This is a genomic window from Methylobacterium sp. WL12 (assembly GCF_008039475.1).
In the GTDB taxonomy this organism is placed as follows: domain Bacteria; phylum Pseudomonadota; class Alphaproteobacteria; order Rhizobiales; family Beijerinckiaceae; genus Methylobacterium; species Methylobacterium cerastii.
The window spans coordinates 1-12236 of sequence record NZ_VRUW01000054.1 but is presented as its reverse complement, the minus strand read 5'-3'; the positions used below and the strand labels follow the sequence as shown (position 1 = coordinate 12236).

Annotated in this window: 10 protein-coding genes; 6 read left to right on the top strand and 4 right to left on the bottom strand. The window is 65.2% G+C overall.

What is annotated here, in order from left to right; genetic code table 11:
- The first annotated feature begins 92 nt into the window (after nt 1–92).
- Together FV226_RS18290 and FV226_RS18285 are read left to right on the top strand one after the other, a co-directional pair.
- A complete protein-coding gene (locus FV226_RS18290; protein WP_147764003.1) occupies nt 93–1049 on the top strand; it encodes a ferritin-like domain-containing protein in 957 nt (318 codons plus the stop codon).
- A gap of 288 nt (nt 1050–1337) precedes the next feature.
- Nucleotides 1338–1610, top strand: a complete 273-nt coding sequence (locus FV226_RS18285; RefSeq protein WP_147764002.1) for a hypothetical protein — start codon at nt 1338–1340, stop codon at nt 1608–1610.
- 710 nt (nt 1611–2320) lie between these two features.
- Here FV226_RS18285 and gspM read toward each other — a convergent pair.
- Genes gspM through FV226_RS18270 form a run of 3 tightly spaced genes read right to left on the bottom strand, consistent with a single transcriptional unit; the run spans nt 2321 to nt 5630 of the window.
- Nucleotides 2321–2887 carry a type II secretion system protein GspM gene (gspM, locus tag FV226_RS18280; RefSeq protein WP_147764001.1) on the bottom strand — a complete coding sequence of 189 codons (567 nt, stop codon included), beginning with the start codon at nt 2885–2887 and terminating at the stop codon, nt 2321–2323.
- A complete protein-coding gene (locus FV226_RS18275) occupies nt 2884–3951 on the bottom strand; it encodes a PilN domain-containing protein (protein WP_147764000.1) in 1068 nt (355 codons plus the stop codon). The genes gspM and FV226_RS18275 overlap by 4 nt, the downstream gene beginning before the upstream one ends.
- Nucleotides 3948–5630 carry an ATPase, T2SS/T4P/T4SS family gene (locus FV226_RS18270; RefSeq protein ID WP_147763999.1) on the bottom strand — a complete coding sequence of 561 codons (1683 nt, stop codon included), beginning with the start codon at nt 5628–5630 and terminating at the stop codon, nt 3948–3950. Before FV226_RS18270 ends, FV226_RS18275 begins: the two co-directional genes overlap by 4 nt.
- Before the next feature lie 328 nt (nt 5631–5958).
- On the opposite strand from FV226_RS18270, the gene FV226_RS18265 reads away from it, so the two are divergent.
- Genes FV226_RS18265 through FV226_RS18250 form a run of 4 tightly spaced genes read left to right on the top strand, consistent with a single transcriptional unit; the run spans nt 5959 to nt 11589 of the window.
- Nucleotides 5959–6678 carry a hypothetical protein gene (locus FV226_RS18265; RefSeq protein WP_147763998.1) on the top strand — a complete coding sequence of 240 codons (720 nt, stop codon included), beginning with the start codon at nt 5959–5961 and terminating at the stop codon, nt 6676–6678.
- Nucleotides 6675–8543: a glycosyltransferase gene (locus FV226_RS18260; protein WP_147763997.1), complete on the top strand. Its 1869-nt coding sequence runs from the start codon at nt 6675–6677 to the stop codon at nt 8541–8543. The genes FV226_RS18265 and FV226_RS18260 overlap by 4 nt, the downstream gene beginning before the upstream one ends.
- Complete coding sequence (locus tag FV226_RS18255) at nt 8540–10717, top strand: glycosyltransferase (protein ID WP_246691648.1); 2178 nt, start codon at nt 8540–8542, stop codon at nt 10715–10717. Before FV226_RS18260 ends, FV226_RS18255 begins: the two co-directional genes overlap by 4 nt.
- A 26-nt stretch (nt 10718–10743) precedes the next feature.
- Nucleotides 10744–11589: a hypothetical protein gene (locus tag FV226_RS18250; protein ID WP_147763996.1), complete on the top strand. Its 846-nt coding sequence runs from the start codon at nt 10744–10746 to the stop codon at nt 11587–11589.
- A gap of 190 nt (nt 11590–11779) precedes the next feature.
- Here the strand turns inward: FV226_RS18250 and FV226_RS18245 are convergent.
- Nucleotides 11780–12236, bottom strand: a 457-nt coding sequence (locus FV226_RS18245) for an integrase core domain-containing protein (protein ID WP_147763995.1), incomplete at its 5' end; no start/stop codon positions are given.

Genomic DNA, 12236 nt, shown 5'->3' with positions numbered 1-12236 from the left:
GTAAACCCGTCATTGTGACGAATCGCGTTACCACTAACTTCGCCATCGACGCCGCGATTTCAGGCGTGCGACACATTGGGAGAAAACGGACCATGATCGACAAGCAGAACACCGTAGAGAGCGAGCTTGCGGGCTTCGAGCCCGGCACTCGCGTCGTCAACCTCGAAAAGGGCCGTCGCGCCTTCCTCCAGACGCTCGGCCTCGGCATTGCCGGCGCTGCCATCCTCGGCAACGCCACGACCCAGTCCCAGGCGCAGGCTCTCCCGTCGAGTGTTACCGATGCAGACATTCTGAACTTCGCGCTCAACCTTGAGTATCTTGAGGCGGAATTTTACCTGAACGCCGTAAATGGTACCGGTCTGAAGGCTGCGGACCTTCAAGGCGTCGGCGCCATCGGTGCTGTCAACGGCGGCGGCAGAGCAGTGCCGTTCACCGATCCGAATGTCCGCAAGTACGCTTTCGAGATTGCCGCCGACGAGGAGGCTCATGTTCGTTTCCTGCGCGCGGCGCTGGGCAGCGCAGCCGTCAGCCGTCCTCGCCTCGACATCGACTTCGCCTTCACCGCCGCCGCCCGTGCGGCTGGCCTGATCGGTGCGAACGACCGGTTCGACGCTTACGCCAACGACACGAACTTCCTGCTCGCCTCGTTCATCTTCGAGGATGTCGGAGTCACCGCTTATAATGGAGCTGCCGGCGCGATCCAGAACAAGACCTATCTAAGCGCTGCTGCTAGCATCCTCGCGGTCGAGGCCTATCACGCTGGCATTATCCGCACTACGCTTTACGCTAAGGGCCTGATCAATCAGGCGGATGCGATCTCAAATGCTCGCGACTCGCTCGACGGTAACACCGATCTCGACCAGGGCATTAGCGGAACCCAGTCTGCGACCCCAGGCTTCCAGTTCTCTGATGCCAACCTCGTTCCGACTAACGCCCAGGGCCTTGTGTTCGCCCGCACCCCCGGCCAGGTGCTGAACATCGTCTACCTCAACACCACCCAGAGCCCGGGCGGCTTCTTCCCCGGCGGCCTCAACGGAACCCTGCGCTAGTCGACGCACAGGTATCGTCGTCGGAGGGCAAGGCATTGCTCTCCGACGGGGTGAAACGTGGGTCGCCGAATGCGGTCTCTAAAGAGGCTGACCATTCGGCGATCGGCGCGGGCCTATCTTCATCGCTCTTGCGGTCGGCTCGGTGCGGCTTCTGCCGAGCGCCGATTTCGATCTTCGGCATACGCAACCGACCCCTCGGATCGTCGGCCCGAATCGAGACGCTTCCTCGAAACTTGAGCACACCTCACACCGTAGGCACCTTCAGAAACATTTTGCCGGAGGCGGGCGATGTCGAAGGTCCACTACGTCGTGCGGCGCAGCCGCATGGGCAGGTTCAACTTCACGCTCATAAGCGAGGCGGGCCGGATCACGGGTTCGGTTGTCGTATCGACCGCAGGTAGAACCCGCGCCGACATCGAGAGCGACGCGCGCGATCGAATACGCCACCTCGCCGAAACGTTCGCGGGGATCGCAGGCCCGATCATGCCCGGCGTGGACGATACAAAATTGAGGAAGTGTGGGCAGGCCATCTGCAATCCCCTCAGCGCGATCATATCGTGAGATTGCCGCGTGGATTGAAGGTGTGGCGATGCTCTAAGATGCCAATCACGGTTGAGTTCTAAGCAGTCAGGCGGGCCTCACGCCCGCCATCAGTGAAAATCGCGGGGCAATCCTTCGCCGATAGCAGCCAGCGGTACCCCATTTGGCGCCGCCGAGCACCAAGTTGGGTCATCGCCCTGGCTGAATGCCGATCGGCGGAGGACCGCCTGGACGCACACCCGGAGGGCTTGATGCGCCCACGCTAAAGAGCCGGTACGTGGTCTCGCGCGTCCCGTCACGAAGCGTGACGCGATCGGGGCCGATAGCCTGGACACGCCATGTTTCGACCGAGTCCCCGAGTTTGAGGCTGAGCGAGGAACCGCCCGTTGGACGGCGCAGGATCGCGACGGCTTTGTCCACACCGGCGACGACGCCGACGAGGCGCAGATCCGGCGGCGGAGCTTCGACCGCCACTGGCGCCGGTGGAGCGGTAAAAACCTGTCGCGGTGGCGGTGGGCGGCGCGACGGCGCGAAGAGCGGCCGTCCCTTGAAGGCATCGAGCGTCCCGGGATCGAGCGTGCTCAGCGGGTTTAGGTTCTGAGCTGGGCTTGGTGGCGGGCGGTCGTTCGCAACTTGAGCCGACGTCGGCACGATCGCCAATTCGAGAAGAACGAGAACTAGAACGACGCCGGCGGCGCTGCCGCAGCGTCGGACATGACAATACGGGCGGATCATTGCGTGCTCTCGCGGCGGTAGCCGCGGATCGCGAGTGCGACGCGTAGGGCCGGATTGGCTTCCTCGCTCCCCGTGCTACGCCCCGACACCGGGTGGATGTTCACGGCCTCGACCGTCAGCAGCGGCAGGCCGGTCTCGACCGCCTTGAGCAGATCGAACAGCCCTTCGTTGCCGATGTCGAGGCTGAGGCGAAGCTGGATGCTGCGCTGAGGCGCGGTGTCGGGTGCTTCGTCGCCGCGAACCTCAATCAGCCGGCCACCAGCGCGTTCGACCAGGCCGGCGAGACGCTGCTGCAGTTCGGCGCGGGCGAGGCTCCCCGTCTCAGCCGTCAAATAAAGGGCCGAGAGGTCACCGCGCGTCGGCGCTGGACGACCGGCCTCTGCCCGGATCCTCGACTCGACCTGAGCGAGATGGCCGGCTGCAGTATTTACCTCTGCATTGGCCGCCGACCAGCGCGCGAGGTTGGTGATCGTGATTGCGAGCAACAGTAGCGGTATGCCAACGCACAGCGTGACGGCAAGCGGCCCGAACCAGCGGGCGTCACGGGCTTCCGCGAGCGTCATCGCGCCGCGTCCGGCGCGTCGCCGCGTATCGCTACCAGATCGAAGGCGTCCCGCTTGTCGGCATCGCGGATCACCGGCGCGGCGAAACGCGGGTTCTTCAAGCCGGCATCCGCTTCGAGGCGTGCGATCAGCGCCGGCGCATCGACAGAGCGGCCTACGAGGCGAATCCGGGTCGGATCGATTTCTAGTTCGCGCAGTACCGTGTCGTCGGGCAAGGCGTGGCTCAGCTTATTGATGAGCACGATCGTCGCGGTATCGGCGCGCTTGCCCTCTATCAGGGCGCGTTCGCGTGATGTGCCAGGCCCGCCGCGTAGCGCGAGCTTCGTGCGTAGCGCAGTCAGCCGCTGCTGGACATCCTCTGCGTCCGACGTGGCCGAAGCTGCTACGATCGCTGAGAACAGGCAGGCAGTCGCGAGCCCGCCGAGCAGGATCGCAAAGCCGCGGCCGATACGTGCCCGAAGGCGGCCGTCGGCAGCCTGCGAACGCCCCTTGTAGAGGTCGAAGCGTAGCGGCGCGTCGAGCGGTTCCGCGGCACTGCCCAGCGCCGTCGCTGTGAGCCCCGCAACTGCGAGGCGTTCCAGGAACGGCGCCACGAGATCGACGGATGTCGCGAGCAGATCGACACCGATCGTGCCATCCTCGGAGACGCCATCGACGACGCTGTAGGCATAGAGAACGTGGTCCGCCCTCCAGGGCGTCAGGCGCTCCAAGCGGTGCGCGATGATCGGCTGGAGATAACTCCGCCCGGCATCGGGAAGGCGCAGCGAGCGCATCAGGAATACCTCCGGCGGCAGTCGCAACTGCACCGCGCCCTCGTGGAACGCCTCCGGCGCGCGTACTTCGTCGGCCAGATGCAGCGGTGGGCCGAGGCAATCTTTCCGCAGGCTGTGGAGAATGAGTCCATCCGGCGCGATCACGACGACGTGGCTAACGCTCGTCGAGAAGCGGGCAACGAGTGGCCGGAGGGTCGCAACAAAGGAGTCGAGCAGGGCTGCACCGATCGTCTGCACCGCGGTCGCTGCGGGCCGGATCGTGGCCGGCATCATTCCAGTAGAGAGCGTCATCCCGAAATCCGCATAACCTCGTCGAGGGAAGTGAGCCCGAGGCTCGCCTTCTCAATCCCGTCGTCGAGCATCGTGGTCATGCCGACTGCGCGCGCCGCCTGGAGCAGGATGCGGGGATCGGGCTGGCCGCGGATGAGGTCACGCAAGTCGTCGCTGACAGCGAGTGCCTCGAACACCCCGATGCGTCCGCGAAAGCCGCTCTCGTTGCAATGGGCGCAGCCGGTTGCTGCGTGAAAGTTGTGGCCCGTCGCCTCGGGGCCGCCGCGGCGGGCGCGGAGGTCGCGAGCGTCCGTGAGGCCCTTTGGATCTGGAACCCGGCAGCGCTCACACAAGCGACGAACCAGCCGCTGGCCTATCACCCCGCGCAGGCTCGACGCGATGAGATACGGCTCGACGCCCATATCGACGAGGCGCACAACCGCGTCGACCGCGCTGTTGGTGTGCAGTGTCGTCAGCACCAGGTGGCCGGTGAGAGCGGCCTGGATGCCGATCGCCGCGGTCTCGCGGTCTCGCATCTCGCCGACCATGATCACATCTGGGTCGTGGCGCAGGAACGATCGCAGAGCGGTGGCGAAGGTCAGGCCGATTGCCGGCTTGATCTGGGTCTGGTGGATTCCGGGGAGCTGGTACTCCACTGGGTCCTCGACGGTGACGATCTTGCGCGCGGGATCGTTCAGCAGAGAGATCGCGGTGGCGAGCGTCGTAGTCTTGCCGCTGCCGGTGGGGCCGGTGACAATGATGATGCCGTGTGGCTCAGCGAGCAGCCTGACCACCGCGTCGCGGTCGCGGTCGGACAGGCCAACGCGCTTGAAGTCGAGTAGCCGCGTGTCCTTCAGCAAAATGCGGAGCACTGCCGTCTCGCCGTAGAGCGTCGGCATGATCGCGACGCGCAGATCCGCCTCGGTGTTGCCGACCTTGACGTTGGTGCGCCCGTCCTGCGGCAGGCGGCGTTCGGCGATGTCGAGGCCGGCGAGAATCTTCACCCGCGAGATCACCGCGGCTGCCATGTGACGCGGCATCGTCTGCTGCGCCCGCAAGTGACCGTCTACGCGGAACCGGACCTTCAATTCCTCGCGTCCGGTCTCGATGTGAATGTCGGTGGCGCCCGCCTGGATCGCACGCTCTAGCAGCCCGTCAATGACGCGCACGATCGGGGCGCCGCGGGCGAGATCCTGCAGGGTCTCGATGTCGTCGGAAAGGGCGTAGTCGGTCCCGGTCTCGCTCTCGACCTCGTCGCGTGGCGCGTCGGCGGGGCGACTGCGCTCGAACAGCTCCTCGATTTCTTCGAACGAGAGCACCGCCAGCGGCACCGCCTGGCCAAGCGCGAGGGCGACCGCGCGGATCGGTTCGAGATGGCCGGGGTCCGCGGTTACCAGCAGCGGGTGCCCGTCGCGCATGACCGGATACAGGTAGGCCTCGCGCAGGAAGTCGCGGGACAGGGAGTCGAGGGCATGGGGAAGTCCGGCGATCGCGTGACGGTCCGCCCGCGGGACCCCGTGAAAGGCCGCGACCGCATCTGCGAGGTCGATCGCCGACACCGTCCCGCCCCGCCAGATCGCTTCCGCCGCGCCGCCGCTGGCGCGCGGCGGTGCCGGTACCGTCGCGAGCCCGCGCCGACGGCGAAGGAACTCCGCTAGGGTCTCGCCCTGGATGGCGGCGGCGGGGGCGTCGATCTGCATACGTCCTCTTCCGATCCAGCCGGTCGCCCAGGCGCCGGGCGCCTCAATCAGCCGGAGCCTACACGGATTGTCCGTCGCACGACCAGATCAAGATTAGAAATCGCGCCAAAACCATTGGCTGTGTCAGGTTAGCGACATCGATGATACAATCTCGTGACCAAGCTCTTCGGAAAGCGACACCTTCACTGCAGGCCGTGGATTCATCCGGAGTTGCGCACGCACTGGCACTCCCGTACCACGCTCACCCTCGGGGGCGGATCCGGCGCCGCGGGCGTCATGCGTTCGAACCGTAAATTCTAGAGATGCGATCGTTTGATGAGGACCACGGATGACCGTGTCGTTCGACCGTGAAGGCGCGTCCATCGGGTGCAACGCCCGCATCTTCCGCCTCGGATCAGATTGGGTGCTCTGCAGCTTTTGCTTGCCGACCTCAATGCCGATTCCCCTCGCGGTCGTCGCGCCCGGCGACGTCACACTCGAGACTTGGGCGTTCGCCGGCATGACAGCGCGGGAGAAGCGGCCGACCGGCTTACTGCTGCTGCGCACGCGAGGCGACGCTGCGGAGACGGCGCTCGCACGCGGGACACGGCTCGTCGTCGCTACGCATTTCCATCCCATCACCCTTGCGACCAGCCTGGCCGAACCGGCGGGGATGCTGTCACCCGGCGACGCCGCCGTGATGGCCAGAGCCGTGCTCTCGTCGATGACGCCTCGGAACGCCGCGGCCCTGGCCGACCCGATCACCCTGTTGGCGCCGGCTATTCGCGACCTTCCGGTGCCGAAGGACGGGCCGGTGGTTACGCTCGTCGACGATCCGCGGGCCTGCAGCATCTCGGGCACGGAGGTGCCGAACTACGTCTTGTTCGATTCCGGGCCCGGACTTCGTTGCGCACGCGTTGCGACGGCGCGCATGACGTTCTCGCCGGCGTCGCGGATGGATCTCGAACTTGATCCTCTCTGGGGACCGGAGGTTGGGCAACCCGAGCGTGCCTTCTTGATCGCGAATGGCGGCTTCGCCGCAGCGCGACTGAGCGCAGCTGCCAGATGAGGGCTGAGACCCCGTCGTCCACTCTGGCGCCGATCGCCACGGTCCTCGTGGTCGCGCCGATGCCGGCCGCGCCAGCCAGCGCCGGCAACCGCAAACGGCTGGCGCTCACCTGCTCAGCGCTTCAACGCGCGGGTTTTGCCGTCGACTTCGCCTACTTCGCCCACGAGGATCAGGTCTACCGCCGCTTCGGCCAGCACCCGCCAACCGATCTCGCGGCGATGCAGGCGGACTTCCAGCGCACGTTCCTGATCGAAGCGAACGAGACGATCCCGCTGAAGACGCGCTCTCTAACTTTCGGGATCGACGAATGGGGCTCGGCAGCGCTCGACCGGTTCGTGGCGTGGTATGCCGCGGAACACCCCGACACTGTGGCGATCCTCGTTAACTACGTGTTCCTGTCGCGCTGCCTCGATTACGCGCAGGACATGCTCAAGCTCATCGACACGCATGACCGCTTCGCCGACCGGCAGCTGCAGTACCGTCCGTTTCGAGCTGAGCCAAACTTCTACTACACTGACCGCGAGAGCGAGGCGGCTGCGCTCGACCGCGCCGACGTGGTGCTGGCGATCCAATCAGAGGAGGCGGCTTACTTCGCAGGGTTGACCGATCGGCGGGTGCTGCTGCTGCCGCCGGTATTTCCGGTCCGCGCACCGTTCTCGGCGCCGCGCGCGATCGTACGGATCGGCTTCGTTGGGCACGGCAACGATCCCAACCTGTTCTCAATCAGCAAGTTCGCTCACGCATGGGCCGCGGGCTGGACGCCGGACAAGCCGGAATTGCGGATCGCCGGCGAGATCTGCCACGCGCTCGGCGGCCTCGACCTGCCAGGAGTGATGCTGCTCGGCTACGTCGACGATCTCGCAACGTTCTACGCGGAGACCGACGTGATCGTGGCGCCGATGCTGATGGGCAGCGGCCTCAAGATGAAGGTCGCCGAGGCCTTGTCCTACGGAGTGCCCGTTGTCGGCACCGCGATCGGCTTCGAGGGGTTCGGCGCCGAGGCGTCGGCCCATCGTTGCGCAGACGTCGCCGCAGTTAAGGCGGCGATCCTGGCGCTGCGATCGGATCCCGCCGCGCTCGCAGCGTTGACAGAGGCTTGCGCCACACTGTTTGCGCGCTTCAACACGATCTCGCAGCAGGCCGAGGCCGAACTCGCCGACGTAATCCACGCTGCGAGCCGCAAGCAACCCGTTGCCGTCGCGGCGACCGCCGCATTCGTTGAGCCGGTGGCGCAGTCCTGGCCGATAGGTGTCCGCTCGGCAAACTCCGCGCTTCAGGACGACCCGTCCTACGGACGGCTGCTGGCGACCGAGCGCTTAGGCGAGGAGGCGGCACGCGCGATTAGGTACGCGCCGGAGCGCCGCCGCTGGTTTGCCGGATCCACGCCGGCACCAGAAACGACGCCATCGCTCGGTCCCGTCGCCGTGGCGTTGTCGACGGAATGGGTCCGCGGGAAACGCCTGCCGCGTGTGATCCGCGAAGCCGCAGCCTGTGCGCTCCGCGACGCCCGGCCCGATTGGGCGACCACGGCACGGTGCGTCGGCGCTAGCGCGAACGGGTTTGCCCTAGCGCTTGTCCTGCCGAGCCACCTGCTCACCGGTGTTCGTGCGGTTGTCGCTTTCTTGGTCGAGCCCAATGGGGGCCGCGCGCACGAACTTACGCTCGACGGGATCGCACCGCTTGGCTTGCCGCCCGGTTTCGCCTTCGAGACGCAGCGCCCAGAACTGACACCGGTACCTGCGGTGGTCAGCGTGTCGGGCATCGGACTGGCTCCAATCGCCCCGAACGGGACGGTGCTGTTCCTCACAGACGACCTGATCGGCCGGATCGCAATCGCACCCGCCCGCGGGAGTATCCAGCCATGAGCGACATGCCCGAGACCGATCTGCTCGATAGCCCCGCCGGCAAGGATGGTGTCGTCGAGGAAGGCGGCGCCGAAAGCGACGTGTCCAAGGGTGACGCAGCCAAGAGCGAAACCATCGTGGCCGAGTCCTTCGATGCCGTCGATGCCGACGTCGGGCGCCGGGTGGTAATCGCCGAAGCGCGCCTGGTCTGGGACGCCCTTTTTCTCAACGACGTGCGGATCACCTTTCGGCAGGAAGAGGCACCGCTCGTTTCGATCGTCATTGTTTCGTTGAACGCCCGGCATATCCTCGCGCTCACCCTGTGGCGCCTCGCGACGCAGCAGGGGCTTGCGGGCGTGCCGTTCGAGGTGATCGTCGTCGACAACGCATCGATGCCCGAGACGGGTGCCCTGTTCGACCGGATCGATGGTGCGACGCTCATCCGAAACGCGGCGAATGCCGGGTTCGGGCCGGCTTGCAACGACGGCGCGGCACGCGCGCGCGGCCGTTTTATCCTGTTCCTCAACCCCGACGTCGACCTGATGCCGGGCGCAGTGCGGGCTATGGCACAGACCTTCACTGATCTCGACCATGTCGGGATTGTCGGGGCGCGCCTCGTGTTCCCCGGCGGCATCCTGCAAGAGGCGGGCGCCAACTTCCAAGAGGATGCGCAGATCACGTACCCCTATCTTCGTGGGGTACCCGACCCGTTCGCACCGGAAGCCGGCTTCACCCGCGATGTGGGATATGTCTCCGGCGCCGTGCTAATGATCGAGCAAGCGCTGTTCCGGACGCTCGGCGGCTTCGACGATGCCTACGCGCCGGCCTATTTTGAAGATACCGACCTCTGCGTGCGCTGCCATCAGGCTGGGCGGCGCGTGATGTACCAAGCGCGTGCCAGCGCGGTGCATTTCGAAAACGCCACCAGCGCCAAGCGCGCCGATGTGGAGGTGCTGCTCGACCGTAACCGAGCGCTGTTTCTGGAGCGGCATCGCGACTGGCTATTCCGCCAGGGACCGCAGCACACGGGTATTGCCGCCCGCGACCATGACCCATGGGCGTTGCGTGTTCTGTTCGTCGACGACACCGTTCCGCATCTCGACATGGGCGCCGGCTATCCGCGCGCCAACCATATCGTGAATACGATGGCCGAACTCGGCTACGGCGTGACGCTCTATCCGATCTACCGGGCGGATGCGGAGCAGGCCCAGCGCTGCCGTGACATCGACCAGCGGGTCGAAATCCTTGCCTCCGAGGGACGCAACGGCCTCGCCCGGCTAATCGGCGAGCGCCCGGGCTATTTCGACGTCCTCTGGGTCAGCCGGCCGCACAACATCGCCCTTGTGATGCAGCTTATGCTCGATGTCGGATTGAGCTCGCGCGCGTTCGTCAAATCCCGCGTCGTGTTCGATTCCGAAGCCCTTTTCGCCTCCCGCGCCTTCGTCGGCGCCGTGATGGAGCAGGGCTGCGGCACCGCGGCCGATCTTGCGAGGGATGCAATTTCCGAGACGCGATATTACGCGATTGCCGATCAGGTAGTCTGCGTCTCAGAGGCCGAGGCGCGGCTGCTCGCGAACTACGCTCGCGTCAACGCGACCGTCCTCGGTCATGCCATGGCGCTGCCAGATGCCTCGAGCCCACGATTTGCCGATCGGGCTGGTTTTCTGTTCATCGGCGCATTGGGGCAAGATGGGCAGCCGAACGTCGATTCGCTAGATTGGTTTTTCGACGCGGTTTGGCCTCGTCTGCGGGCGCGAATGCCCGACACGACGCTGCGGATCGTCGGCACCATCGCGCCCGCGATCCGCGCCCGCTACACGAGGCCCGGCGTCATGGTGATGGGCCGGGTGCCCGAGGTGGGACCGTTCTTCGATGCAGCCCGCGTCTGCCTCGCTCCGACACGCTTCGCCGCCGGTATCCCGCACAAGGTGCACGAAGCGATGCGGCACGGAGTTCCCTGCTTCGTCACGCCGATCCTGGCCGCGCAGATCGGCTGGGAGGAAGGCGTCGGCTTCGAGAGCTGCGACTGGCTAGATCCGGAGGCCTTCGCCGAGGGGCTTGTGCGCCTCCACGACACCGCCGACCTATGGCGACGCGTACAGTCCTCGGGACTGGCACGCGTCCGCTCGGAATGCGCGCCGGAGACCTACCGCGAACATCTGCGCCGGATCTGCGAGGCCTCGACTTTCGTATGACCGACCCGCGCACGACCGATTCCCTCATGATCGACACTGCCGCACCGCGCCTCGGCCGCAAGCTCACCGGCATCCTGCGCCGCTTCGTTTTTGGCCGGGTGCCGAAGTTGTTCGACAGTGCCTACTACTTGCGCAGCTATCCTGATGCGGCAGCCTCCGCCCTCGATCCCTACCTGCATTACAGCCTGATTGGTGGGCGCCGGGGTTACGACCCGAACGCTGACTTCGACACTGCATTCTATCGGCTTCAGACGAGAGCCCGGCAAAATCCCTTGCTGCACTACCTCGAGGTCGGTGCTGCGAAAGGTCTCGATCCGCATCCGCATTTTAGCACGTACAGCTATCTTGGACGCTATCCGGACGTGGTGGCCAGCAAGGTCAACCCGCTACTACACTATCGCGAAAACGGCCGGCCCGAACTTCGCATTGCCGATCATTCGAAGCGCTTGCCACGGACGATCCCCCCGCTGTTCGGAATTCCGACGGCCCATCATTGGGAGATGCCAAAAAGCGGGCAAACGCACTTCAAGCTAACGCTGCTTCGAACGACATCCGACCATCCGGCAGCGGAGCCGATTAAGCAGCTGAGACTGTCCCTCGGCCTAGATTTCGAAGCGGTCGATCAATTCATCGCCGTACTGGCACGGGTCCCGACGGGCTTTCAGGATGTCGTGCAGTTCACTTTGAATGCCGATCCTTCGCGTGGCGCCAGCGTGCCGAGCTTGGTTTTGGCGCTCGATCATTGCTATCTTCATCCCATTGCAAGCGACGGGACGCGGATCATTCGCTTCGCGGAAGCTATTCTTTGGGACATTCGACCGATTAAGCCGCGTGTCGTGGTGACGCTTCCAGATGGCGCGATCCAGTTTTAAGCCAGCGAAGGCTTCGTCCGTCCGAGAACGCTTTACAATGTGCGCAAGCGCGGTCCGAATAGTACCTGCACTATGCCTTTGGCAACTTGCCTGCGCAGCATAATTCCGCGATATTATGTAGGGCTTATGAATTAAATGCGCCGAGAGGGGGGGCTCTGATCGGCCCCCACGAGGTGGTCCAAGGGTAAAGTTAGTGCACGGTGGGCCGCTCCGCCACGGGTAGCTTGGCCGGCGGAGCTGGTCTGGCAAGCGCAGCCGGCCAAGCGGAGAAGGCTGGCATGAACACCTCCGGTGCCGGCGGTCGGTATCCCAGCGATGCATGCGGGCGCACGCCGTTGTAGTGACGTCGCCAGCTTTCGATGACGACCTGCGCTTCCCTAAGTGTGTAGAAGATCTCGCCGTTCAGGAGTTCGTCGCGAAGCCGCGCGTTGAAGCTTTCGACGTAGCCGTTCTCCCACGGTGAGCCTGGCGTGATGTAGGCCGTCTTTGCTCCGACGCCGGTGATCCAAGCTTGGAGGGCCTTCGCAACGAACTCCGGGCCGTTATCCGAACGGATATGGCCAGGTACGCCACGCACGATGAACAGATCCGAGAGCACGTCGATGACGTCGATCGCCTTTAATTTGCGGGCGACCCGGATCGCTAAG

Coding starts and splice junctions, on each gene's coding strand:
- FV226_RS18290 (WP_147764003.1), top strand. CDS start 93: ATGATCGACAAGCAGAACACCGTAGAGAGCGAGCTTGCGGGCTTCGAG.
- FV226_RS18285 (WP_147764002.1), top strand. CDS start 1,338: ATGTCGAAGGTCCACTACGTCGTGCGGCGCAGCCGCATGGGCAGGTTC.
- gspM (WP_147764001.1), bottom strand. CDS start 2,887: ATGACGCTCGCGGAAGCCCGTGACGCCCGCTGGTTCGGGCCGCTTGCC.
- FV226_RS18275 (WP_147764000.1), bottom strand. CDS start 3,951: ATGACGCTCTCTACTGGAATGATGCCGGCCACGATCCGGCCCGCAGCG.
- FV226_RS18270 (WP_147763999.1), bottom strand. CDS start 5,630: ATGCAGATCGACGCCCCCGCCGCCGCCATCCAGGGCGAGACCCTAGCG.
- FV226_RS18265 (WP_147763998.1), top strand. CDS start 5,959: ATGACCGTGTCGTTCGACCGTGAAGGCGCGTCCATCGGGTGCAACGCC.
- FV226_RS18260 (WP_147763997.1), top strand. CDS start 6,675: ATGAGGGCTGAGACCCCGTCGTCCACTCTGGCGCCGATCGCCACGGTC.
- FV226_RS18255 (WP_246691648.1), top strand. CDS start 8,540: ATGAGCGACATGCCCGAGACCGATCTGCTCGATAGCCCCGCCGGCAAG.
- FV226_RS18250 (WP_147763996.1), top strand. CDS start 10,744: ATGATCGACACTGCCGCACCGCGCCTCGGCCGCAAGCTCACCGGCATC.